This is a genomic window from Elongatibacter sediminis, from assembly GCF_037892215.1.
In the GTDB taxonomy this organism is placed as follows: Bacteria; Pseudomonadota; Gammaproteobacteria; order Xanthomonadales; family SZUA-36; genus Elongatibacter; species Elongatibacter sediminis.
On record NZ_JAZHOG010000001.1, the window covers coordinates 437846 to 463896 of the forward strand.

The 26051-nt window shown below is 65.1% G+C and carries 16 protein-coding genes; 3 read left to right on the forward strand and 13 right to left on the reverse strand.

All coding sequences use genetic code 11. From position 1 onward, the window contains the following. Positions 1–28: 28 nt before the first annotated feature. The 10 genes from V3330_RS01725 to V3330_RS01770 all read right to left on the reverse strand — a co-directional run bounded on the left by V3330_RS01725 (position 29) and on the right by V3330_RS01770 (position 19771). A complete protein-coding gene (locus tag V3330_RS01725; protein ID WP_354693650.1) occupies positions 29–1951 on the reverse strand; it encodes an alpha/beta fold hydrolase in 1923 nt (640 codons plus the stop codon). Beyond that, complete coding sequence (locus tag V3330_RS01730; protein WP_354693651.1) at positions 1944–2696, reverse strand: alpha/beta fold hydrolase; 753 nt, start codon at positions 2694–2696, stop codon at positions 1944–1946. The genes V3330_RS01725 and V3330_RS01730 overlap by 8 nt, the downstream gene beginning before the upstream one ends. Next, positions 2684–2971 (reverse strand): acyl carrier protein, encoded by a 288-nt coding sequence (locus V3330_RS01735; protein WP_354693652.1) that lies wholly within the window; start codon positions 2969–2971, stop codon positions 2684–2686. The genes V3330_RS01730 and V3330_RS01735 overlap by 13 nt, the downstream gene beginning before the upstream one ends. After that, positions 2968–7302, reverse strand: coding sequence for a beta-ketoacyl synthase N-terminal-like domain-containing protein (locus tag V3330_RS01740; protein ID WP_354693653.1), 4335 nt, complete (start codon positions 7300–7302; stop codon positions 2968–2970). The genes V3330_RS01735 and V3330_RS01740 overlap by 4 nt, the downstream gene beginning before the upstream one ends. Next, entirely contained in the window at positions 7295–14215 is a 6921-nt protein-coding gene (locus V3330_RS01745; protein WP_354693654.1) for an SDR family NAD(P)-dependent oxidoreductase, read from the reverse strand. Before V3330_RS01745 ends, V3330_RS01740 begins: the two co-directional genes overlap by 8 nt. A 135-nt stretch (positions 14216–14350) precedes the next feature. After that, the gene (locus V3330_RS01750; protein ID WP_354693655.1) at positions 14351–15547 is read right to left on the reverse strand and encodes an ABC transporter permease; all 1197 of its coding nucleotides are present in this window, start codon (positions 15545–15547) and stop codon (positions 14351–14353) included. Positions 15548–15557: 10 nt separating this feature from the next. Next, positions 15558–16709, reverse strand: a complete 1152-nt coding sequence (locus tag V3330_RS01755) for an ABC transporter permease (RefSeq protein WP_354693656.1) — start codon at positions 16707–16709, stop codon at positions 15558–15560. Further along, positions 16706–17416 (reverse strand): ABC transporter ATP-binding protein, encoded by a 711-nt coding sequence (locus V3330_RS01760; RefSeq protein WP_354693657.1) that lies wholly within the window; start codon positions 17414–17416, stop codon positions 16706–16708. The genes V3330_RS01755 and V3330_RS01760 overlap by 4 nt, the downstream gene beginning before the upstream one ends. Beyond that, entirely contained in the window at positions 17413–18624 is a 1212-nt protein-coding gene (locus V3330_RS01765) for an efflux RND transporter periplasmic adaptor subunit (protein WP_354693658.1), read from the reverse strand. The genes V3330_RS01760 and V3330_RS01765 overlap by 4 nt, the downstream gene beginning before the upstream one ends. 79 nt (positions 18625–18703) lie before the next feature. Continuing rightward, positions 18704–19771, reverse strand: coding sequence for a sulfotransferase family protein (locus V3330_RS01770; RefSeq protein ID WP_354693659.1), 1068 nt, complete (start codon positions 19769–19771; stop codon positions 18704–18706). Positions 19772–19902: 131 nt separating this feature from the next. On the opposite strand from V3330_RS01770, the gene V3330_RS01775 reads away from it, so the two are divergent. Next, positions 19903–21270: an LbetaH domain-containing protein gene (locus V3330_RS01775; RefSeq protein ID WP_354693660.1), complete on the forward strand. Its 1368-nt coding sequence runs from the start codon at positions 19903–19905 to the stop codon at positions 21268–21270. A gap of 9 nt (positions 21271–21279) precedes the next feature. Here the strand turns inward: V3330_RS01775 and V3330_RS01780 are convergent, their stop codons facing one another. Genes V3330_RS01780 through V3330_RS01790 form a run of 3 tightly spaced genes read right to left on the reverse strand, consistent with a single transcriptional unit; the run spans position 21280 to position 24139 of the window. Continuing rightward, positions 21280–22311, reverse strand: coding sequence for a TauD/TfdA family dioxygenase (locus V3330_RS01780; protein ID WP_354693661.1), 1032 nt, complete (start codon positions 22309–22311; stop codon positions 21280–21282). After that, positions 22308–22811: a cupin domain-containing protein gene (locus V3330_RS01785; RefSeq protein WP_354693662.1), complete on the reverse strand. Its 504-nt coding sequence runs from the start codon at positions 22809–22811 to the stop codon at positions 22308–22310. Before V3330_RS01785 ends, V3330_RS01780 begins: the two co-directional genes overlap by 4 nt. Positions 22812–22837: 26 nt before the next feature. Further along, complete coding sequence (locus V3330_RS01790) at positions 22838–24139, reverse strand: replication-associated recombination protein A (protein WP_354693663.1); 1302 nt, start codon at positions 24137–24139, stop codon at positions 22838–22840. A 184-nt stretch (positions 24140–24323) separates the two neighbouring features. On the opposite strand from V3330_RS01790, the gene V3330_RS01795 reads away from it, so the two are divergent. Further along, entirely contained in the window at positions 24324–25358 is a 1035-nt protein-coding gene (locus V3330_RS01795; RefSeq protein ID WP_354693664.1) for an inorganic phosphate transporter, read from the forward strand. Positions 25359–25382: 24 nt separating this feature from the next. Continuing rightward, positions 25383–26033 (forward strand): DUF47 domain-containing protein, encoded by a 651-nt coding sequence (locus V3330_RS01800; RefSeq protein WP_354693665.1) that lies wholly within the window; start codon positions 25383–25385, stop codon positions 26031–26033. Positions 26034–26051 lie beyond the last annotated feature (18 nt).

Here is a 26051-nt window from a genome sequence, read left to right on the forward strand (position 1 = left end):
TCCGCATACTGTGCCCCAATGCGCGGTCTCAATCCAGCATCTCCAGCAGATCCGCCGCCCGCACCGGGCCTCCGGCCTGGCGAAAAGCCGCCCCGACCCGAACGGCGGCGTCGGTGTAATCCGGGTCGTCCAACACGCGTTCCACCGCCGCCCGGATACCCGCCGCACGAACCCGGCCGAACTTGATCTGCACCCCGGCACCGGCCCGCACGACCTGCTGAGCGACAACCGGTTGATCGTCCTTGATCGGCGCCACCACCAAAGGTACGCCGTGCGCCAGGGATTCCGCGACCGTGTTGTGCCCGGCATGGCACAGCACCGCATCCAGACGCGGCAGCAACTCCAGTTGGGGGACGAAATCCCGGACCAGGAAATTCGGTGGCGGCTCGGGCAGCAAATCCGCCGGAGCGGCCACAATCACCTGGACGTCGCACCCCTCCAAAGCCTGCATTGCTTCCGCGTAGAACCGCCGGCCCAGATCGGCGTTGATCGTACCCAGGGATATCAGCAATTTCCGGGATCCGGACTGCAGCCAGTCCCAGGGAAACTCCACGCCGGGCCGGTGCCCCAGGGCCGGGCCGACAAAACGCACCGAACCCGGATACTCCTGATCCGGCCCAACCAGCTCGGACGCACTGAGAACCAGCGCCAGCCGGGGCGAAAGTTGTGGGTCCGCCACCGGCTCCAGCTCCGCTTCGCGTTGCAACTCCGCCATCAGTTCCTGCAGCCATTCGGCGACCCGGGGCAGCCCCGCGAACGGATCGGTCAGGGTCGCCGAAGTGGTCGACAGGCTGGCCCATGGCAGACCCAGCCGTCGCGCCGCCAGTCCGCCGGCCAGTGCCTGCTGGTCCGATACGATCACGTCCGGATTCCATTCTTCGATGGCCGCCTCCACCTGGGGGCGCATTGCCCGCGCCAACGGTACGAAAAAGTCCTCGAACAGGAATTTGAGTCGCGCTGGACCGCGCAACTGCCGGGCCCGCTGCAGAAATTCATCCTGCATGCCACCCGGCAGATCATCGTCCAGTGGCAGAATCTTCGCCGCCCCGGGCAACCGGCCCTTTGCCGCCCCGGGGTGCACGGCCCAGGCCACCGCATGACCGCGCCGCTCGAGTTCCAGGGCGATCGGCATCGTCGGATTGATGTGGCCGGTCAGTGGCGGAACGACAAACAGGAAGCGCCGCGGAGCATGGAACGCCTCGATCGTACCCACCACCTCTTGGGTCGCTTCCCACAGAACCGAATGCGTGCAGCCGGGCAGCAGGCGCAGCTCGCAACGGGGCGCGTTGCGGCGCAGCCGCTCGCCGTGATCCAGCACATCGGACTCGGTGCCGTACAGTGCGAGAATCGGACAATCGATGGCCTTCAGATCGCTGTCGTCCAGCGGTTTCGAACGGCGCAGGTCCTCCACCAGGCGGGTTTCATACACCAGTTCGCGCGCATTCTCGGCCAGCCGGTTACGTTTGCGCTCCTGGTGACGCCCCAGCCAGTCCTTGAACGACTCGGCGATCAAGCGGTCCCGCTCTTCCCCCTGAAGACTCAGGGTGGCAGCCATTTCCTCACCCCAGCCCGCCGCGCTGACATGGGCGTCTATGAGGGTGATCCGCCCGACCCGCTCCGGATGCCGCGCGGCGAAGGCCAGCGCCAGCAATCCTCCGAAACTGTTACCCACCAGGGCAACAGGCGAGTCGATGCCCGACGCGTCCAACAGGGCGGCCAGGTCGTCGACCATGTCTTCCACCCGGTAGCCTTCCCGCGGCCGTTCGCTTCGCCCATGTCCGCGCAAGTCGTACAACATGACCCGGCAGTGCCGCGCCACGCGGTTGGCCGCGGTGAAATACCAGCTCGACAGGTTGTCCATCACCAACCCGTGCAGAAAAACCACGGTACGCGGCCCGGCACCCAGCCACTGCACATGAAAACGCACGCCGTTGGCGGTGACTTCAGGCACGGCAGAAATCCCGCAGCAGATCGGTCAGGGCTTCGGTGGCGTCGAGGTGCAGATAGTGTCCCCCTTCGAGGACGGCCAGCCGGGCATCGGGCAGTACGCCGGCCAGGCGTTCACCCACCGGGCGGCAGGCGGAGTCCTTGCCGTAGGCCAGCAGCACCGGACAGTGCAGCCCGGCCAGTACGGCGTCCGGAATGTCCGGCTCGGCCGCGAGGTCGGCGAGCAAGGTCGACCGGGAGGCGAGAAAATCCAGATGCTCCAGCAGGCGGCGGGCCGCCCGTCCTCCACCCTGCGCGGACTTGAGCACCGCCTCCGGCAGGGCATCCAGTGCCTCTTCAGGGCTACGGGCCAGGAAACCGTCGATGTCGCCGGCACTGCCGGGCGGCAGCGGCAATTCCACCAGTGCGAGCCGGGCCACCCGGCGCGGGTGACGCAGAGCGAACTTCAGTGCGACCAACGCGCCGAAGCTATGACCCACCAGGGTGAGCGGCGTGTCGAGTTCGGCCGTAACCGCCTCCAGGTCACCCACCTGGGTGTCACTGTCGTAGCCCCCGCCGACCCGCTCGCTGCGGCCGTGCCCGCGCAGGTCGTACAGAACCACCCGCGACTCCCGTGCCAGAACCGGCGCCGCGGTGAAATACCAGGCCGCCAGACTGCCCAGCAGCAATCCGTGCAGCATCACCACGGGCGGACCGGCGCCCAGTTCCTGCACATGCAGGCGGACGCCGGGCGCGTTCAGGTACGGCACGACGCGATGAACCGCACCAGGTCACCGACTTTCAGCCCGATGATTTCATCCAGGTCCTTGCCGGAAATCCAGCCGGCGAAATCCACCGAACCGCCGTAGCGCATCTGCACCTGTTCGGCGAGCTGGACGAACTCGATGCTTTCCAGTTCGAGATCCTCGTTGAACGAGGTCTCCATGCCAATGGGTTCGTCCAGCAATAATTCGTCACCCGCGACGTCTACCAGCATCTGGCGGATGACTTCGAGAATTTCCTGTTCCGATTCCTGCGTATTCATGCTTTGGCCTCAGCCTGCTCCCCGTTCTTCATTTCGCACGTCACCGCGACAACGTATTCGTCCTCGCGCACGGTTTCAATCCAGCGGACCGGCTGATCGTCTGCCCCCCGGACCCGTATGCGTTCGCCATCGATTTCGGTCACCTCGAAGCTGCGCGGATTGCCGCCCAGCCCCGCACCGGTCGATTTCGCGAACGCTTCCTTGGCACTCCAGGCCCGGGTCATCCATTCCGCCCGCCTATCGGGCGTGCCCGCGGCCGCTTCGATGCGCGCCTGCTCTTCCGGTTCGAAGGCGAGATCATAGAACGAACGCTCACGTTCTTCGATCCGTTCGATGTCGATGCCTGGTGCCGTGCCTTCGCGAACCACGGCAACGGCGATGTCCTTTTTATGCGCCAGCGAGACCTGTACGCCGGCGCCGCAGGGACCCTCGATGACGGGAGCCCCGCTTTCCAGATTGCCGACCTGGACTTCCACTGGAAACACCGGCCGGTCGTCGCGGCTCCAGATGAGGTCACGCACCGCGTCCTTGGCCGCGATGCGTCCCAGCAGCCAGCCCCGCTGCCGCCGCGGATTCTGTGCCTGGAACTGTTCGTACTCCCCGGCGCTCAGGAAACGCCGCGCGATCAGCTCCCGCGAAGCCACCTGGTCCCAGTGCTCGCGTGCGAGATACCATCCGCCCGGCCGCCGTTCGGCGAGCAGGGATCGCTCCGGATAGCGCAACAGCTGATACAGCGCGTCATCAGTCTGAAAGCGGCGATCCGTCCAGCCGCTGATTCGCGCCCAGACCCGGTCGCCGTGCAGCATTTCCAGGTCGGCAGTCACCCACGGATCGCCGAAGTCACGCACCCAGACGCTGCAGTCCACGGCGGCGCCGGTCGGCAAAGCCGGGCCGAAAAACTCGATCCGATCGATTTTTACCGGAAATGCCAGCCGGTCCCGGTCTGCATGCGCGACAATCCAGTAGCCGGTGAGTTGACCGGCTCCGTCGAGCAGGGAGCCCTTGGCCGGCAAGGCCCGCAAGGTTCCCACGATGCCCTGCTCACTGATACCCGTAAAACCCGCAACGGACTGGTAGGCAGGCCCGTGGAACATCCAGCGGCCACCGTAGAGTTCCGGACCGTCGATCGGCGCGGGCCCTTCGCACCCCGCCGGCGCCTCCCTGGCTTCCGGCGCCGGACTGTAATCATCGGCCAATATCACCGTGCCGGAGGAGTATTCACCCACTTTGACCGCCACCCGGCTGTCGGCTTCAAGCCGGGCGGAAACCGTGACCTCGGCGGACGGAACCACGGCCAGCCAGCGCAGCGCGCGCACCCCTTCGATTCCGACGGCCCGCTTGCCGGGCACCAGGGCCTCGGCGGCCTCGATCATCAGTTCCAGGTGCATGGTCATGGGCACGACGCAAAACCGTTCGGCCGGGCCACTCCAGCGTTCCGGCTGGCGGAAAAACGAATGATCGATGAGTTCGGGGTATTCCTTCAGACCCAGCCGCAGTACCCGGGTCAACTCGAAAGATTCCCGCCTGGCCGGTGTCGGGTCGGGCTGACGGCCTGAAGGATTTTCGGACCGGTAGCGCAGCCACTGTGCCTGAATATCCTTTTGCGTGTCCGTGAGCAGATCCAGGGTGGCCGCCAGTTCCCGCAACACCGGGTCCGGAGAATCGGCGGATGGAAACGTGACCCGGTCCGTCCGGTCACTGGCCGAATGACCCGGTTCGCGAACCGGCCCGCCCAGAACCGGCAGATCCGCCGGTTCGACCAGCGGCGCACCGAGGCGAAGCGCCACGGTCGTTCCGGTAGCCCGCAATCCCCGGGGCCGCGCGGGATAGCCATGAGCCCACAAGGCCGCGCCGACCCGCTGTACCTGTTCGACGGCATCGCGCCGAGTGCTCCCGGCGCTGATGGCCAGATGATCGCGGCCACGCAGGGTGTCTTCGACGAAACCGCTCAGGCTGCCCGGCCCCGTCTGGATAAACACCCGGAACCCGTCCGCGTACAGCGCCTCGATCAGCGCCCGAAACCGAACCGGGCTGACCAGGTGTTCATTGGCCAGTTCCCGCACCGGCCCGGTTGCATCCGGATACGGGGCCGCGGTGGTCGCCGACCACAAGGGAATCGCCGGGCGCTGCAGGGTCAGGCCATCGACCACGTCCCGGTGACGCGCCAGTTGCGGCTCCAGAAACGGTGCATGAAACCCGGAGCGGAACGGCAGAACCTGGCAAAGAATGCCTTCGGCGCGCAATTTGTCCACCAGCGCCCGGACCGGTTTTTCAGGCCCGCATACAATGGACTGGTGCGGACAATTATCGTGCGAAATACAGACCTCGCCATCGTCGCCTAGCAGACCCTCCACGGTTTGCGCACCGCAACCCAGCGCGGCGAAGACCACGTCGGGAAAGTCCACACTCAATCCCAGCATACGGTCGGCGAAACCTTCAACCGCTTCCGCCGGCACCATGTCCGCGGCCACCATGCCGGCCCACTCACCAATACTGTGTCCGGCGATGGCGTCGGGCAACACACCTTGCTCACGCAGTGCCCGATCGAGAATCAGCCCGGCCATGATCACACCACGCCCCTGCCGCTTCAGATCACCGACTTCCGCGGCTTCCGGCGCCGACAGGTCCAGGGAGCGGGCAAGGCGTTCCACGCGTGGCTCGAATTCGGCTTCGATCCCGGGAAACAGGAAGACAATCTTTCCACCCTGCCGCGCCAGGCCGTTGTTGGCGAAAAACACATCTCCGCGCCCGTCCCAGCTTTGACCGCGTTCCACGATGCGCGCCGCCCGGGCCAGGCGCTCCGGCGTGGGGTCGAACACGGCGATGCGGCATTCGCCTTCTCCTCCCGGCTGCCCCGCCGCCAACCGCGCCAGCACGCCGGTCGGGTCGGCCGCTGCGGCGAAAAACGGCGCACGTGCACGCGGCCGCGGCGCGACGAGCACCGTGGCATCGGCCGGGTTGTACTCCTCCAGCACGACGTGGGCGTTGATTCCACCAAACCCGAAGGCACTGACACCGGCGCGGCGCGGGCCTGTTTTCTGATCCCAGGACTCACATTCGGTGGCGATGCGAAACCGGGTTTCCGCCAGCATAGGATGGGGATCGTCGCAATGCAGGGAGGGGTAGATCTCGCCGTTCCGGACGGACAAGACCGCTTTGATCAGACCGGCGATGCCGGCAGCAGGCATCGTGTGTCCGATCATGGACTTGACCGACCCCAGGGCCGGCCGGGTTCCCGTGCCATGGGGGCCGAACGTCGCAGCCAGAGTTTTCAATTCAGCCTGGTCACCGGCCGGAGTGGCCGTGCCGTGCGCCTCGACGAATCCGACCGTCTCCGGATCCAGTTCGGCGTTGGTCCAGGCCTGTTCGATCGCCCGCCGTTGCCCTTCGGGTCGCGGGCTCATTACGCTGGTTCCACGCCCGTCGCTGGCGATGCCCACGCCCCGCAGCACCGCATGGACGGGTTGCCCGTCGCGCTCGGCGTCTTCCAGCCGGCGCAGTACGACCAGTCCCCCGCCTTCGCCGATCAGCAATCCGTCGGCGCGCCGGTCGAAGGGACGGATGCATTCGTTGCGGCTCAGTGCACCCAACTGCGTGAAGACGCTCCAGAACGACACGTCATTGCACAGGTGCACGCCGCCGGCGAGCATGGTGTCACAGCGTCCACTGAGCAATTCCCTGCAGGCCTGATCGACCGCCAACAGGGAACTGGCGCAGGCCGCATCCACGGTATAGGCGGGTCCGTGCAGATCGAGGCGGTTGGCCACCCGCGACGCGGCCAGGTTGGGCACCAGGCCAATCGAGGCATCCGGCCGGAATCCGATGGTTTGCTGGAAACGTTCGCGAATCCGCTCCAACTGATCCGCGGTGATCTCCGGCAACACGGATCTCAAGGTCAGTTCGAGCTGACCGGTGGTGCGCACGAACTGCTCCAGGCGCACCATGCCCGGCGTGAGGTACCCCCCCCGGCCCAGCACGATGCCGCTGCGGCCGCCGGCGAGCTGGCCGGGATCGATGTCCGCGTCTTCCAGCGCCCGGGCCGCGAGATCGAGGGTGATCAGCTGATCCGGATCGGCGCTGTCCGCCGCCACCGGCATGATGCCCCACGGGCCCGGGTCGAAGTCGTAGGTTTCACCCAGGAACCCGCCACGGCGACAGTACAGCCGGTCCGGGCGTCCGGACTCCGGATCGTGGAACAACGCATCCAGGCGTCCGGTGGGCGCTTCGCGGATGGCGTCGAAACCGGCACGCAGGTTGTCGAGGTACCGGTCCAGGTCGGGTGCGCCGGGAAAGGTGGCTGCCATCCCGACGATGGCAATCCTTTCACTCATGCACGCTATGCGATTCCGTTGACCGCGTACCGGCGGCCTCCCTGGGGTTCTGGCCGCTGACGGCCTTGAGGTAACCTGCGGCGTCACCGGCCATGACCAGGACCTGAACGGCGTCCGGGAACCCGCCCTGCAGGATGTCCATGGCCGCCGCCACACCCTGTTCGGGTTCGATCAGCGGAATGCCGCGCCGTGCGTACTCACGGGCCAGTTCAGGTCCGATCATTCCGGCACCGGACCAGGGTCCCCAGTTGACCGACAAGACCCGTGCCGGACCGCGCCCGGCGAGTTGCCCGGCCAGCTTGTCCAGTGCATCGTTGGCGGCGGCGTAATCCGCCTGACCGCGGTTACCGAAAACCGCGGCGACGCTGGAGAAAAACAGCACGAACCGCGTGTCCGGGCCCAGCATTCCGGCCAGGATCCGTGCCGGCACCACCTTGGTGTCGAAAACGCGCCGGAAGGACGCTTCGGTTTTGTCGCAAATCAGTTTGTCTTCGAGAATCCCGGCTCCGTGAATCACGCCGTCAATCCGGCCGTACTCATCGCGCAGCCGCGTGATCAGCGACTCCAGGGCCCCGGCATCCGTTGCATCGCAAGCGTGATAACGAACCTGCCCGCCCGCCGCACGGATGTTATCGAGGGTTTCACTCACCGCGCGAGCCGCCATCAGACGGCTGCATTCCGCCTCGATCTCGGCAGGCCGTGACATGCCCTGGGCGACCAGTACCTGGCGCAATTCGGCCAGGGTCCGGGCAGCCGCGGTCTCGTCGCTTTCGGGCCGGGGTTCCGCGGTTCGTCCGACCAGTTCCAGCCGGCAGCCGTAGCGATCGGCGAGGGCCGCGGCAAGCCGGGCGCAAATGCCGCGCCCACCCCCCAGCACGACGACCACGGAATCCGTATCCAGCGCCGGTTCGCCGGATTCTTCCTCGTCGGTGCTCGCGTCCAGGGCTTCCAGCGACCATGCGACCCGTCGCCCGTCGTGGTAACCGACTTCGATCCGATCATCTCCCGACGCCAGCCATTCCGCCGCCAGCGCTTGCGCCAACTGTTCCGGGGCCTCCTCCGGATCCAGGTCGACGACCCGCGTTCGCAGGGACGGAAATTCGTGCGCCAGGGACTTGACCAGGCCGGCCGCTCCGCCAGGACCCGCCCCCGCCGTATCGGCGCCCGAACCCAGCCCGAACCGACCCCCTGCGGGACTGGCCACGATCAGGGTGCCGATACCGCTGGCCACGGCACGCTTGAGGCGGCTGAACAGGGCCGGCACGACCTCGTGATCCGCCGCTTCGGCAAGGCAGGAGAGATCGATCAGATCCGCCACGTCGTCCACGGCATCGAGCCGGCCAATCACTTCGGCCTCTCCACCCGCCGCCTTCACACGGTCGGCGAGCAGACGAGCGATACCGCGACCATCGTCGACGATGGCGAGCCGGCACGTGGCCGACTCCGCATCCGAATCTGCATTCAGGGCCGGCGCATCCCCAAGCGGGGCATCCACGACCCGAAAGCCGTAACAACGTACGCGAGCCTCCGTGTCGGCGGAGGCGGTTTCCGGCTGTGCTCCGTATTCAGGCTTCGACGCGGGAACGGATTCGGCGGTCGATTCAGCGGCGCTGTCCCGTGGCGCCGGGTCCTCCCCCGGCCGATGACTCTCCAGCCAGTCGACCAGCGCCCGCAATGTTTTCAGACCGGCCAATTCCTCGATCACCTCGTCCTCGGACTGGCCCGGGGCTTCTCCCAGTGCGACCTGCTCGCGCAACTGGCCCAGAATTTCAATCCGCTTGATCGAATCGATGGACAGCTCCGCTTCCAGGTCCAGATCGAGATCCAGCATGTCCTGCGGATAGCCGGTGCGTTCACTGACGATGGAGAGCAGCAAACCCGTGATGTCGACTCCGGTTGCCGCATTTCCGGTTTCGTGCGATCCGGGCGGCGCGCCCGAAGCCGCCTGCGCAGCCGGAATGGCGGCCGGTTCGGCGGATTCGGCCGGCCCGCTCACGGCGGACCGCGGCGTCACCTCGATGGCCGGCCGCGACACGCCCGGTGACGCCGCCGCATCCGCCCCGAGAAACTGCATCATCACATCGCGTTGCGCGGCAATCATTTCGCGCATGCCGTGCAGATATTCGATCATGGCCTGTTCGCGGGCATCCGGCGCGGTGCCGGCGGCGACATCCGCCGCGGGACGCAATTGCCCTGGCCGGATCACCGGCTCGCTGACCGCGACATAGGCGTGCGGCGGCGCTTCGCCACTGGCCGGCCGCGCCATCTGACCATTGACCAGCCAGGCCGAGGGGGCCAGCGCCGGCGGCTGTCCGAGATCGACCACGTCGGCGTCACGGCCCAGAAACAGCGCTTCGGGATGCACCTCGACGCCCAGTACCGCCAGTTGGCCCACCGCGCCGAGCAGGGCCGGCAACGACTGGCCAGCCGGATCATCGCAGCGGATCACCCGGTGGGGCCGGTCACGCAACGTGGCCGCGATCAGCCCGCTCAAGACCTGTCCCGGCCCGGCTTCCACGAAAATCCGTACACCGGCCTGGTACATCGCCTCGATTTGGTCCGCGAACCGCACCGGCCGCGCCACCTGCGCCGCCAGTTGCGACCGCACCCCGTCGGCGCTGTGCAGGTACGGGGCGGCGGCCGCGTTCGAAAACACGGGAATGGACAATTCGTGAACGTCGCATTGCGCCAGGCGTTCGGCCAGCATGTCCTGCGCTCCGGCGACCAGCGGGCTGTGAAACGCACAGGCCACCGGAATCCGGCGGGCACTCATGCCGGCATCGCCCAACCGCTCCACGGCACGATCCACGGCATCCTCCGGACCCGATATCACCACCTGGGAGGGTGCGTTGTAGTTGGCGATGATGACGCCGTCTTCACGCTCGATAACGGGTGCGACATCGGAGGCCGCCGCGTTCACGGCAGCCATCACTCCGGGCTCGGAGCCGGCGGCCTCGAGAATGTAGGAAGCGCGCGCCTCGCTCAGCGCGATCAGGGTCTCCTCGTCGAAGGCACCCGCCCGGCACAACGCCACCAACTCGCCGTAGCTGTGACCGGCCAGGTAATCGGGACGGATTCCCAGTTGCTCCAGAAACTCCGCGACCGCCAGACACATCATGCCCAGCGCCGGTTGGGCGCAACGGGTGTCGGTGAGCGCCGCCTTCTGTGCCGCACGCTGTTCCGCCGTATGCACCTGCGGCGGATAAATCCGGTCGAGGTAGGCTTCGCCCAGGCCAAGCACGCGCCGCAGCGGAGGCATTCGCACGAACAGATCGGACAACATGCCCACGCGCTGACTGCCCTGGCCGGGAAAAACGAAGGCGAGTTTGCCGCCCGTGACTTCACGATCGGTGATGAACACCCGGGCGTGTTCCCGACCGTCCAACAGGTCGTCCAGACGGGCTTTCGCATCCTCGGCCCCATGGGCCACGATGGCCACATGCACCGGCCCGTCGCCGGACGCCGCCAGCGTGCGCGCAAGGTCACGCAGGCGAATCCGGCCGTTGCCGTTCAGCCAGGTGCGCGCCTGCGCCACTCGCGACCGTGCCTCATCGGCGTCTCCACGGAACAGCAGCAGCTCGGCGGGCCATTCGTCGGCGGCACGCAGCGGCAGTGCCGCGGATTCCTGTCCGGCCAGCACCACGTGGAAATTGGTTCCACCAAACCCCAGCGCGCTGACACCGGCCATGCGGCGCGATTCCAGCCAGGGCCGCGCTTCGCGGCGGAATTCGAACGGATTCTGCGCCGGGTCCCAAGCCGAATTGGGCTGGTCGACATGCAGGGTCGGCGGACGAACGCCGTGATGGATCGACAGCGCGGCCTTGATAAGCCCGGCGACCCCGGCCGTGCACTTTGTGTGGCCGATCTGGGATTTAACCGATCCCAGCGAGCATCGACCGGGTTCGGCGCCGGCTTCCCTGAAAACCTCGGTCAGGGTGGCCAGTTCGGTGCGATCTCCGACCACGGTTCCGGTACCGTGTGCTTCGATCAGGCCCACTTCCGCCGGCGACACGCCACATTGTCCGTAGGCCCGTTCCAGCGCCCGTTTCTGTCCTTCCTTGCGCGGTGCGGTCAGACCCAGGCTGCGCCCGTCGCTGGAGCCGGAGACCGCCTTGATCACCGCGTAAACCCGATCACCGTCACGTTCCGCGTCGGCCAGGCGCTTGAGCGCCATGCAGGCGATTCCCTCGCCAAGCACGATTCCGTCGGCGGTGGCATCGAACGTGCGGCACTGTCCGGTCGGCGACAGCGCGTGAACACTGGAAAACAGCAGGTAGTCGTAAATCGTGTTGTGCAGATCGGCGCCACCGCACAGCACCAGATCACTGCCCCCCCGGTTCAGTTCCTTGACCGCGGCATCGACCGCGGCGAGCGAGGAGGCGCAGGCGGCATCGACCGTGTAGTTCACCCCCCCCAGGTCCAGACGGTTGGCGATACGGCCGGCGATGACGTTGGCCAGCACGCCGGGAAACGAGTCTTCGGTCAGAGACGGCAGCACCGCGTCGAGTTCCGGTGGTATCTCGCCCACATACTGCTGGAACAGGGCCCGAAAGCCGTAGGCACCGGACATGTCGGCCCCGGCCTCGGCGCCAAAAATCACCGACGCGCGTTCGCGGTCGAAATTCAGCTCGTCCACCCGCGCATCCGCCAGGGCCCGGGCGGCGACTTCCAGGCTGAGCAACTGGACCGGTTCGATCGCCGCCAGCGAATTCGGGGGAATGCCCCATTTCAGGGGGTCGAACGCGACAGTGGGCAGGAAGCCCCCCCATTTGGAGGGCGTTTTCGCACCCGCCGACTCACCGACAGCCTCGGGGTCGTAGTACAAGTCCGTGTTCCAGCGTTCGGCCGGCACCTCCGTGATCAGGTTTCTGCCATCGATGATGTTGGACCAGTATTCCGCGAGATCCCGCGCGCCGGGAAAAATGCCGGCCAGGCCGACGATTGCGACGTCCGCCGGGGCCGGCCGGGGCCGGCCGGCCTCGATGCGCGGACCACCCGCAATGCGCGTGTCCGTCCCGGCCCGCAGCAGGGCTTCGCTGCCGTTGACCACATCGTCGTGCAGTTGCGCGATGGTACAGACCTCATCGTGCAGCACTGCGGCCTGACCGATCATGTACATGCCTTCCCGGACCTGGGTCTGCGCGTCCACGGACACCAGCTCGTCACCCTCGCGCTGCAGGCCCTTGGAGGCGATACGCAGCCGGCCGAGGTTGAGCGACTCCAGTTCCATCCACGCCTGGTCCTGCGGTACGCCATCGGCCACCAGCTCATCCCGCCGCCGTTCGAACGTGCGCACGTATTCCGAATCCACGCAACGGGTCGCGTGTCCGGGCGAGGTCTCGAGCAACACGGTTCGGGTGCAGTCCCGGGCCGCCTGCTGGAATCCGGGCTGGATGGCACCGGTCTCCGTGGCTTCCCGGGTGAGGAGATAGGCAGTGCCCATCAGGACACCCACGGCCGCACCACGGTCCGCGAGCGGTGCCGCCATCGCACTCACCATGGCCGCGGAGCGGGCATCGTGGATGCCACCGGCGAACAGCGCCTGAACTTCGGCGACCGCATCGCAGGCCAGCAACTGTTGAATCTGCGCTTCCCACAGGGCGAAGCTGCTGCGCGGCCCCACGTGACCCCCGCATTCACGCCCTTCGAATACGAATCGGCGCGCGCCTTCCTTGAGAAACATTTCGAGCAATCGCGGTGATGGCACGTGCAGGAAGGTGCGGATGCCCTCGTCTTCGAGCACCCGTGACTGCGACGGCCGCCCACCCGCGATCAGCGCGAACGGTGGTTTGAATCGCCGGATCACATCCAGTTGCTCTTCGCGCAATTCGGGAGGAACGAAACCCAGAACACCCACGCCCCAACTGTTCGAGCCCAGCCGTTGCGAGGTTTCGCTCAGCAGTTCTTCGACCTGCGGACCGCGCATCAGGGACAGGGCGAGGAATGGCAGGCCGCCGCCCTCGGCGACCGCGGCGGCGAAGCCGGCCTGGTCGCTGACCCGGGTCATCGGGCCCTGCGCTACCGGAAACTCGGTTGCGAATTCACGTGCCAGATCGCCGTTCCGAACCAGGGCCGGCGCGGCGGCCGCCGCGGCTGGCAAGGCGCGCATGGCGGACTCGAAGCCGCGAACCAGACCGGCGGCGGTGCGGTAATGACGGGCCAGCGGTCCGGCGAAAGCGGCAGCCTGCCCCATCGGTATCAGGCTGTCCTGCAGACTCGAAGCCCCGAGCAGGCCGGCGACTTCATCGGGGCTGTAGTCCGCCAGGTGGCGCGCGACCGGCAAATCCGGCCGGCTGAAAACACGATGGCCGTGGATAACGACTGTTTCCGACCCGTCCATGCCGGCGACGGCACGCGCGATGGACGATTCGAGCTGCGATTCCTGCACCAGCGCCAGTTGTTCGTCGAGGTAGACACCCGCCGCTCCACCGGCCACGCAGGCCGCGGCCGTGTGCCGCCCGATTCCGCCTTGCACCCAGAAAGGAACATCCAGACTGGCCGCAGCCAATCGCTGGGTCAGCAGGAAGGCGGTTTCATCCCCGACACGTCCGCCGGCCTCGTTGCCGCGTGCGATCAAACCGTTGGCGCCCGCCGCGATGGCTTCAGCGGCTTCTTCCATCGACGTCACCTGAACCAGCACCTGGCGTGGGCGCCACCGGGAAACCGTACAACCCGCTTCGAGCACCACGGTGTCGACAATCGCCGGCAACTCGCCCGGCCGCACGATCGCGTCGTCGGTGACCCGCACCGCGAAAGCCCCGGGTACCAGTGAACGCGCCCGCGCCAGCACCGCGAGCGCTTTTTCCCGGTCACGCCCGAGATCCAGCACGGGCATGGCGGGCGTGGCCGCAAGCGCGGCGACCAGCGCCGGGTCGGGCTTATCGAAAGGCGTACAGGCTATGATTTTCGGCATTGGACTCGGCCTAGCAATTGTTTCCGGGTAATTCCTTTACCCCAGGCCCGGAGTGCGCCAAAACGGGAGTGGTTTGAGTATAAATCATGCGCGGCCACCGGGTACCAGACGGGGCTGCGAGCGGCCTGACATGGTCTAGAGCGCTCGCAACGCATTGGCAATGGGCTGCCGGGCCGCGTGAATCGCCGGGAACAGGCCGCCGATCAATCCGATGACCGTGGCGAACGTGATCCCGCGGACCAGCAGTGGAAAATTCACGTCGAAGGCGAACGTGACCTGACTGAAGCTGCCCCAGTTCATCGTCGCGGCGCGAAATCCGTCGAACGCCAACCACGCCAGCAGTGCTCCGATCGCACCTCCGATCAAGGCCAGCACCAGGGATTCGAGCAGAACCGAACACACCACCGGACCGGAACTGAAACCCAGCGCCCGCAAGGTCGCGATTTCCTGCCGCCGCTCCGAAACCGCGGTATACATCGTATTCAGGGCCCCGAACACCGCGCCCAACCCCATGACGATGGCGATGGCGGTCCCGATTCCGGTAATCACCCGATACAGGGTCGAGGACTGCGCGATGTAGTAGTCCGCCTCGCGCATCGGCTTCACATTCAGTTGGGGGTTGGTGGTGAGTGCGTCCTTGAAGTCCTGGAATTCGCTGCCGGAATCCAGCCGCGCCACCACGGACTGGTAGGAGTTACCTCGGCGATAGGCCTGCTGCAATACCGCGGCGTCCACCCAGATTTCCGATTCCGCCAGGCCGCCCCCCGCTTCGAAAATGCCCACGACAGGCCACTGCTCGCGACTCACGGTGACCGACGACCCCACGTCCAGTCCGGCGAATTCATCGGCCGCGCCCACCCCGACAATGACCTCGTTGAGTCCCGGGCGGAACCGACGGCCCTCGACCATGGAAAAACGATCGCGCACGGCGAAAGCGGTGGGCGTCACGCCCCGCAGCGGTACGTTGGCATCGGTACCGGTGGACTTCTTCGGCAGGTTGATGATGACGAACAGTTCAGGCGACGACAACAAGCCCTGCTCCGTGCGCGCGATGCCCGGCGCTTCGTTGATCAGGCGTACGGAATCCCCGCCGAAACCACTCATCATTTCGGTGGTGGCGCCGCTGCGCAGCACGATGACATTGTTGGGCGCCGCCGAACGTTCCATGGTGCGCATGATGCCTTCGGCGATCGACAACACACCCACCATCACCGCCACGACGCCGGCGATGCCCACCACCGCCGTCAGCGACGAGCCCAGCCGCCGGGGAATGTTGCGCAGGTTGAACACGGCGACCGCGACCACCTGGGAAAATGCTCCGAATCCCCTCATCCGATCTCCCTCAGCGCCTGAGTGCGTCCGCGATGCGCAGCCGCCGGGCCTGCAGCGCCGGCACGATCCCGGCGGCCAAGGCCAGCGCCAAAACCAGCACCAATCCCACCACCAGGTCGCGACCCGGAATGTAGAAACCGGGCAGGGCTCCACCCGACGGGTCCCCCAGGGAGACCACGAACCACGCCAGCGCCAAACCCATTCCGCCTCCCATTACGGCCAGGAACACCGACTCCCCGAGCACCAGCCCCAGCACCGCGCGGTCGGTGAAGCCGATGGCCTTGAGCACTGCAAATTCATTGGTCCGTTCCCGCACCGCGTGCGCCATGGTATTGCCCGTTACCAGCAGAATCGTGAAAAACACGGCCGAGACGATTCCCGCCATGATCAGACCGATGTCGCCGATCTGGTTGGCGAAGCCTTGCGCGAACGCTCCTTCCGGTTCCGTTTTCGTCTGGATGGGCGCATTGGCGAACTCATCATCGATCGCCGCCGCGATTTCCGCCGCGTGTTGCGGGTCTTCGATACGAACGACGTACCATCCGACCAGCCCCGAACCCCATTGGCGGGATTCCTCGAGAAAATCGTAGTGGAACAGCATCTGGGTGTCATCAACACCTTTTTCCGCGACGTCGTAAATGCCCACGATGTCGAATTCCCACACATCGCTGCCGTCCTTGCGGCTCCAGATGCCGGAACGGATGGGTACCCGGTCACCGACCTTCCAGCCGAAGCGCTCAGCCAGGCCACGGCCGATGACGGCACCGGCGCGCGTCTTCAGCCAGGCCTGTTTTTCCGCATCGTCGAGCAGCAATTCGGGAAACATGCGCAGGTATTCTTCCGGCTTGACCGGAATCTGCGCGAAGAAATTCGACGGCTTCTGATACACGCCGCCAAACCAGGTCAGGTGGGTGGCGTCAGCCACTCCTTCGATGCGCTCGATATCCCGCTCCATGGTCTCGTTCAGCAACTGGATGATCGACACCCGGTGGCGCACGATCAGCCGGTCCAGCCCCGCCACCTCGATACCCTGGCCGAACGCGGTGCGAATCGCGGTCAGATAGCCGAACAGGACGAAAGCCGCCATCACCGAGAGCATGGTCAGTGCGGTGCGGGTCTTGCTGCGCCGCAGGTTGCTCCAGATGAAGGCGAGGTATTTCACGTGACCGCTTCCAGTTCCAGCCGCCCCTTGTTCAGATGCAGGGTGCGCGTCGCCCGCTCCGCCGCATGCATGTCGTGGGTCACCATGATGATGGTCTTGCCCTGTTCCCGGTTCAGCGCCTGCAACAGATCCAGCACTTCATCGCCGGACTTGCGGTCGAGGTCACCCGTGGGTTCGTCGCACAACAACAGGCTGGGATCGGTGACGATGGCCCGCGCGATGCCGGTACGCTGCTGCTCGCCGCCGGACAGGGTGCGCGGATAGTGGTCGGTGCGGTGACCCAGCCCGACGATTTCCAGCGCCAGTCTGGCCCGTTTGCGCCGCTCGGCCCGGGACAGCCGGGTCAGTAACAAAGGCAGTTCCACGTTCCGCTGCGCGGACAGGACAGGAATCAGGTAGTAGAGCTGAAACACCAGGCCGATGTGCCGGGCACGCCAGGCGGCCAGCCGCCGGTCGGACAGCGAACTGATTTCCCGTCCGTCCACTTCCACCGTGCCCGTGGTCGGCCGATCGAGACCACCGATCAGATTCAGGAGGGTCGACTTGCCCGAACCGGACGGCCCCATCAGGGCGAGGAATTCACCGCGGGGGATCTCCAGGTCCAGGCCGCCCAGCACGTGGATGCGTTCCGAACCACGGGTGAAGACCTTGTCCACGCCCCGCAGTCGAACCAGTGGATCCGCCCCAGCCTCTTCCGGCGAATTCACGATGCTGCCTCCACGACCTTCATTCCCTCGGCCAAATCATCCGGGCCGTCCACGACCACCCGTTCACCGGCCGCCAGACCGGCATCGATCAATATCTTGTCACCACGCCGTCCACCCGTGTTCACCGCTCGCCGTTCGATCACGCCGTCGTTGACGACCAGCACATAAGGACGATTATCCGGATCGCGCACGGCCGCCACCGGAACGGCCATTTTCCGCACCGCTTTCACTTCTCCGCCCGGGTTCCGGAAACCGACATTCACGCCCATGTCGGGCAGGATGCGCGGATCGAGTTCATCAAACCCCACCCGCACTCCGACAGTCGCGCGCTGGCGGTCGGCGGTGGGGATGATGGCGATGACGTGCCCCGGAATCTGCCAGTCCGGGTAGGCATCAAGGGTAGCCACCACTTCCTGCCCTGCGGTGACCCGGTTGATGTATGCCTCATTGACGTCGATTTCGATTTCCAGCGAGGACATGTCGACAATGGTGCCGATCCCGGTGCGGGTGAACCCGCCACCCGCCGATACCGGCGAAATCATTTCACCCGGCTGGGCGTTCTTGCCCACGACGACGCCGGTGAACGGCGCCCGGATAATGGTGTCTTCGAGCTGTTGACGGTAGATCTCAACCTGCCGCTGCGCCACCTTGACGTCGGCCCGGTTACGCTCCAACCGCGCTTCCAGCGATTGCGTCTGTGCCCGGTTGCGGTCGAGTTCGGCGTCGCTGGCGAGGTTGCGTTGCGCCAGGTTGGCGGCACGCTCGAGATTCAGCCGAGCCTCTTCGAGCAGAGCCTGGGTTTCTTTCTCCGCCGTCCGCGCGGTTTCCACCTGGGCGATCGACAGCGCCAGGGCGGCCCGCGCATTGGTGTCGTCCAGGCGCGCCAGCACCTGACCCTCCTCGACCGCCATGCCCTCCTCGATGGGAATGTCGACGACTTTGCCGGTGACCTTGGAAGAAACCGTCGCCTGCCGCCGGGCATTCACGTATCCGGAAGCATTCAGAACCGTGTCGGCAGCCGTTCCCTCCAGCTCCTGCACCAAAGCGGTGGTGACCGAAGTGGTCTGATCCCGCCCCAATCCGTACCAGGCGGCCGCGGCGCCAGCGACGACCAGCACGGCAATCAGCCAGATCCAGGCGCGCGAGCGCGTTTCAGAGCCCTCCGGCTCACGTTCGATTCGCAATTGGTCCAGCGCGGCTTTGCTCATGGGCAGGTATTGGATACTCGTTGGTGTTCGGGAATGGAATGCCGACGGAAGTATAGGTTCAAACTCATGGCGAACGAAATCACGCGTCGGGCACCCGGGGCACGCTGAATTCGGGATAGTGCTCCCAGGCCTGCGGATTGACCTCGAGATGCGCTTCGAGTGCGAGCTGGGGATCGGTGCGGCGTTTCTCGCTGGACCGGAAATTCCACATCAGTGGCATGGTTCGAATGCGACGTCCGATGATACGCAGGGCAGCCGGCAAATCGCCCATCAACGCGCCGGCGCGGGCCCATGCCGACGGCTCCCGTTCCAGCCGGGCGGGCTCGTAACCGAAGTAGGCCATGTAATCCGCATTGCGCCGTTCCAGGAGCCGGATCCAGGCCGGCGACAGGGTCTTTCGCCACAGCGGCTCGCGACCGGATGGCGCCGCCAGCTTCCGCCGGGTGGCCGATTCAAACCAGGGAAATGGCGGCACATCGTCCTGCGGGCCATTGGCCACGTGATCGAGCACCGCATCGTCCCAGGGCTCACCAATGTGGTCCAGAACGCCGCGCAGGGTCGACTCGGGGTCGGCGATCAGTTCTTCGAGGGTCAGCGTATGAATGCGGTTCAGGTGCGGAGCCACCGCTTCATGCTGGCCGGCACACCCGATACCGCTCAACAGCAAGCTGTTCGAACCCCACGGCATGCGTGTGAAGGAAACGACGATCGCCCGGGGATCGCGAGCGATATACAGCAGTTTGGCATCCGGAAAATCCTTAAGAATCCGCTCGATGTTCTTGGAGTCCAGCGGAGATTTTTCCCCGTAACGCACCTTGCCGTGCCGCGCCGCACACCGTTTCATGATGGTGCGGAACACTTCGTGTATCTGGTCTCGCGGCAGGTCTTCGGGTACCGCTTCCCTGAGTTCGTCGGCCTTCAATCCGAGCCAGCGAAAGGAGAACGTATCGAAATAACGCTCCAGCCACTGCCGGGACGACAACGCCTTGGGCGTGTACTGCTCGTAAGCGTAAAAGAACGCTTCGTGGGTCAGGTGGATGCGCGGGTGCGAACTGAGAATCTGGCGCAGCAGGGTCGTGCCCGACCGGCCGCAACCAACGATGAAGATCGGAGAGCGATCCGGATCGGTGTGCTTCGCTCCTTGCATGACTTACTCCCTGGCAGCAATCGGTCCGCATGTTTCCGTGTGCAGTTCGTGCAGTCCGGATGCCGAATCCATCAGGCGCGGAACGGCTACGGCTACGTCAACGGCAGACGAACCGACGATTATAGCGACAAGTGCCCACAATCGTGGGGCGGGTTGCCCGCGCCCCCATGGCCGCAAGTGCGTTGCCGGACCATGATGTGTTGTCAACGACACCCGGCCGCCCCTACGATGAGCCCATGAATGCCTACCTGTGGAAATCCAACTCGGTCATCGCCCCCTTCGGCGACGCCGTATCCGACGTACTCATCGCCAATGAAACGCTGCGGGAGCGACAACGCCGCACGCTCGAAAAACTGGGTCTGACAGTCCACGAGACCGAAGATCCGGACGCCATCACGGATCGCGAGTTTCTGCTCGTTCGCGACGACCTCTACTTCAACCAGACGGCCGCGAAGCGATTTCTGGATCGGGCGCGCGAGGCTGACGAGTCCGTCGTCTGCGCCCTGGAACAGGGCCCTTTCACGGAATTCACGGCCTTTCTGCAAAACCTGGATGGGGACACCGATCCGGACAGCGGCGATCCACTCGTCCTTTACGGCATGTACTTCTGCCGCGCACCGGCGGGCAGCCGAACCCTGCCGGGGTCGTACCGGCCGCTGAAGATTCCGGCCCGGCAACGGGCGCATGAGATCGCACCGGGGGACTTCGTTCCCACGTCGGTTGGCATCAGCTTCACGCCGGCGATTTCCGACGCCATGGTGATGCACGTCAGGCACTGGACGCACCTGTGGCTCATCAATCTGCTGGTCATGGGCACCACCCTGCTCCGGCGATTCACCGCAAACCGGCTGGCCCTGGTATGGCGCGTGCTGTCGGCCCTGTCCTTCAACCGCCAGAAGATCGCCCGGCGCTTCGTCATCAAGGGCAAGGGCTGCAGGATTCACCCGACGGCGACTGTCGAAGGCTGTGTTCTCGGCGATCGCGTCTCCATCGGCGCTTACAGCATTGTGCGCGGGTGCATTCTGGGCGATGGTGTGCGGATCAATGAACAGAGCATTGTCACCGGGTCGGTATTCGGAGAAGCCGCGACCTGCTCCCCGCGGGGCTGGGCCAAGGCCTGCGTGATTTATCCCGCTGCGGTGGCCGGCAAGATCCAGGCCTGCATGGTGGGACACAAGGCTTTCCTCGCCTCGCCGGCCCATTTCATCGACCTCAAGTTCCAGGGCACGATCAAGGTCACGCACCAGGGCGAAATCGTCGACACGGGCATGAATTTCCTCGGGGCCTGCATCGGCCACGAAGCAGTAGTCGGTGCGGATGTCTGGGTGGCCGCGGGCCGTGAAATCCCCAACGGGGCGCTGCTGGTCAAACCGCCCGGGGACATCCTTTCGAAAATACCCGCCGACCTGCCGCCAGGACGCGCGGCCGCGGTACGCAATTCCGAAGCGTGTCTGGTGGACGAAGCGGGAAGAAACCCGCCGGACTCTGCGGACAATTAACGGCAGCGGTCAGGCTGAACGGACCGCTCCCGGCCAGGCCGCCGGAATGCACGGCTCAGCCAAGGCGGCCAGAATGCACCGCGGCCCCGAGAACGGGTTGCGCCCGTGACCGACCCGGGTATTGTCCAGCATCATCACATCGCCGCGTTCCCAGGCACGGGAAACGCTACAGTCCCAGAGGGTTTCGCGAATATGCAGCACATGATCACGGGGTATTTCACCGCCATCGCCGTATAACGCATGGGCCGGCCGATCCTCCGCACTCACCCGCTCATCCCGGCGGGATTCGAGCGCCGCGAGACCGGCGGCGAGCAGTTTTCGCCCGCCATGACCCAGTTCCCAGGAAAACGAATCGTGCAAGGTGACGGCGTTGAGCCACACCGGTTCACCGGTCTGCGGATGCACCCGGGCGGCGGGACGCTGTGAGACGAGAGTCAGGCGATCACCGCTGAAAACCGCTTCGATCCCACGCCGTTCGCAGACTTCCCGCACCTGGCCGGGGTCGGAATCCGGAAACATGTCGCGCCAGGTCCGGGGCGCGAGAAGTGACTTCTTGCCGGACAGGTTCTGGATCAGGCGAATCCCCCGTTGCACCAGGGGCTCGCGCACCTCGGGACGCAGCGCGTGAAAAACCCGGGTCAGATTCACGACGGGTGTTTCACCACCCCGGCGGGCCGGGGTTTCGCAGAAGAAAAACACCCAGCGCGGAATCCGGTCGAGGTACGACATTTCCGCATGCAGCGGAATCGGCACGAAAGCCGGCGCATCGGTCGACGTGTGGACAACGCCCTGTACCCGTCGGCGCGGCGTGATCCCGCCCTCGTACTCCATGGATTCGGGAGCCACGGATCTGACCAGGGCATTGAATGCGGTGGCGTCCTGCCACTCGAATCCCCGCAGCACAACAGCGCCATGCCGGCAGACCTCCCGCACCAGGCGGTCGCGTTCGGCATGACCGAATTCGACCGCATCGACGCCGCCGGCCAGGCCGAAATCGGCCGGGTGCAGAATGCTGGGGAATTCGGCTTCAGCGGTTTTCAAGACTTCGATTCGTCGCTTTCGCCGTCGAAATAGTCGACACCGGACGACTTGCGCACCATGAGCCGCAGATCGCGTTCATGGCCGGAGAGATCTCCGGCCACCGCCAGGACCTTGTCCGAGTCCGGATATTCGACCACGTCAGGGCTGTCGAGGGTTGAAACGGCAAGATAGACCAGTTCGGCGTCGCCACTGTTGGTGATCTGATGCCCGCCGTGGGGACCCGGCGGAAAGGCGACGAAGTCGCCCTGGCGCAGCGGGTACTCATCGTCACCGAGGCGCAGGCTGCCCTCGCCCTCGAGAATGAAGCACATTTCCTCGATGGCGTGATGCAGATGGCAGGGGAACGCCCGCTTGCCGGCCGGCACCCGGGTGATGTTGTAGCCCAGCTTGCGAGCACCGATCAGGGACGAAATGCGGCCGAGCCTCGCCTCGAAGCGACCGCCGTCGCCGAAGTCCATGTACTCGAGTTCGTCCAGGTTTACCGTGGGTTTCTTGCTCATTAAATCCCTCCGTGCGGCACCGCGGTTCAGGACGGCGCCTGTTCGCGCAGTTTCTGCCAGTAGTGAAGCCGTTTGCGGATTTCGCGTTCGAAACCGCGTTCCGGCGGGTCGTAGAACTGTTCCCGGGGCAGTTCTTCGGGAAAGTAATCCTGCCCGGAAAAGCCCTCGTCCGTGTCGTGATCGTAGCGGTAACCGGAGCCATAACCCTGCGCTTTCATCAGTTCGGTAGGCGCGTTCAGGATGTGCCGGGGCGGCATCAGTGAACCGGTTTTCGCCGCCGTGCGCCGGGCCTCTGCGTATGCGGTGTAGGCGGCATTCGATTTCGGCGCGGTGGCGAGATAGACCACCGCCTGCGCCAACGCCAGTTCGCCTTCCGGGCTGCCGAGCCGTTCATAGGCATCCCAGGCGGCAAGGCAGTGCGGCAGGGCCTGAGGATCGGCCAGCCCGATGTCCTCCACGGCCATCCGCACCACCCGGCGGGCGATGTATTCCGGCTGTTCACCCCCGGCCAGCATGCGCGCCAGCCAGTACAGGGCCGCATCGGCATCGGAACCGCGCACCGATTTATGCAAGGCCGAAATGAGATTGAAATGAGCGTCGTCGTTCTTGTCGTAGAGCGGTGCCCGGCGCTGTACCAGGCGCAGCATCGCCTCGGTATCCAGGGGGCCGGTCTGGGAGATCAGCAACTCCGCCATCGACAACACATACCGTCCGTCGCCGTCGGCCATGGCCTTCAGCGTGGCGCGCGCCTGGTCGTCGACCGGCAGGCTCCGGTCCGTCTCCTGCTCCGCCCGCTGCAACAGGGTTTCGAGCGCTTCGTCTCCCAGGCGCTGCAACACGTACACCTGGGTGCGCGACAGCAGCGCGGAGTTGAGTTCGAAGGACGGGTTTTCGGTGGTCGCGCCAATCAGCACGATGGTGCCGTCTTCGACCACCGGCAGAAACGCATCCTGCTGCGACTTGTTGAAGCGGTGGATTTCGTCGACGAACAAGACCGTGCCCTGCCCGTTGGCCCGCCGCACCCGCGCCGCCTCGAACACGGCCCTCAGATCCTTGACCCCCGAAAATATCGCCGATAACTGCTCGAATTGAAGGTCGGTGTGGCCGGAAAGAATGCGCGCCAGAGTGGTTTTTCCACAACCGGGCGGCCCCCACAGGATCATCGAGCTCAACCTTCCTTCGTCGACCATCTGGCGGATGGGACCGCCCGGACCGACCAGGTGATCCTGGCCGACGATTTCATCCAGGCCGCGCGGCCGCAGACGGTCCGGCAGCGGGCGTGCAGCGGACTGACGGGTTTCCAGATCGGCGGCGAACAGGTCGGACATGAATGCAGAAAACTCCAAATTCCAGGTAACCGTCCATAGTGTATTCGTCCCCGGGGGCGTTCGTCGAAAACGAGGCCGCTAAACTCTCTGGTATGAGCCACGTCAGTCAGCGCCCCGCCGCATGTGGGTAAGATGAAACCTGACTCTCCGCTTCATCGGGATTTCCGGATATGAGATCGAGTCATTGACCGAGGTTCTGTTACCGATCACTTTGATCCTGGCCGGCTGCTATGTCGGCTGGAATATTGGCGCCAACGATGCCGCCAATTGCATCGGTACGACCGTCGGCGCGCAGATCATCTCCTACCGCAAGGCGGTCGCCATCATGGCCCTTTTCGTCATTCTCGGCGGCATGCTGCAGGGGCAGCACGTGATGAAAACGGTCGGAAAAGGGATTGTCATCGCCGACACGGAAAGTTATCAGCGGCAACACGGCCACCAGGCGGACGAACAATTCCGATCGTACTTCCCGGATGATCGTCTGCCGGACAAAGCCATTCTGGTCGCCCTTCTGTCCGCGGGACTGTTCGTCACTCTGGCGACCTTTTCCAGCGTACCGGTTTCCACTTCCCAGGCGATTGTCGGGGGCGTGGCCGGAACCGGTGTGGGAATCGTGGGCCTGAACGCGTCCTATTTCCAACTCAGCGTGATGCTGAAGATTTTCGGTGCCTGGGTCATCAGCCCGGTGCTGACGATGGTCCTCGCATTCCTGATCTACCTGTCGCTGGGCGTATTGCTGCGGCGCGCGAAAGCGCTCGTCTGGTCGAAAATCCTGGGCGTGCTGGTTTTGATTTCCGCGGCTTACGTATCCTATTCACTGGGTGCGAACGACGTGGGCAATGCGATCGGTCCGTTGCTCGCCAAATACCCCGACATGGGGAGCTGGCTGGCCCTGGCGGGCGGCATCTCCATGGCCATCGGGGCCTGGACGTTCGGTGAACGGGTGACCTACACCGTGGGCAAGAACATCACGCCGCTCGATTACGGCGGCGCCCTTTCGGCCCAGTTCGCCGCCGCTTTCGGCGTACACTTTTTTTCCATGGCGGGAATTCCGGTATCGACTTCACAAGCCGTGGTGGGAGGCGTGGTCGGCGTCGGACTGACCAAGGGCATGCGCTCCATCAGCCTCGGCAGGATCAGGAGCATTGTCACCGGTTGGGTCGTTACCCCCGTCAGCGCCGCGATTTTCGCGGCCATGTTGTACCGCGTTTTACCATGACAGAATCGATTCGGGTGAATCCAAATGGAAATCTTCAAAAAAGAGAAAAGAGTCCGCGAACTGGTAATCAACCACATGTCAGCGGTCCATGACTGTCTGTCGGAGACCAGGGGCATGCTGGAGGACTATGTTGCCGGCGACACTGAAGCGTCAGCGCTGAAGTCTCAGGCAGTCAAGCGCCACGAACAGGAAGCAGACCGCATCAAACGGGAGGCGCGGGCGGTGCTTCACCAGGGCGCATTCCTGCCTCAAATCCGGGCGGACCTGAACCGCCTGGTGGAGATGGTGGACGGCATTGCCGATGCCGGAGATACAACCGCTCGATTCATCGTCGACCAGTCACCGCACATTCCCGGAGAATTCGTGGCTGACCTGCTGGATTTGTTCGGCTCGAGCGTCACCTGTTTTCACGAGCTTCGCATGGCGCTCGAAGACTACGTGATGCCCGAAGGTGACATCGAATCCCTCAAGGAACATGTCATCCGGGTGGGCGTGATCGAATCGGAAATCGATGGAAGGCAGGCTCACCTGACTCGGGGCATTTTTGACTCGGACATCGATTTGGCCCTGAAACTCCACCTGCAACAACTGGTGCTGCTGGTGGCGAGAATTTCCGACATATCCGAAGACGTGTCCGATGAACTGGAGTCCGTTGTCATGGGTTCGGTGGTCTGACCGCAGATCGAACTGCGG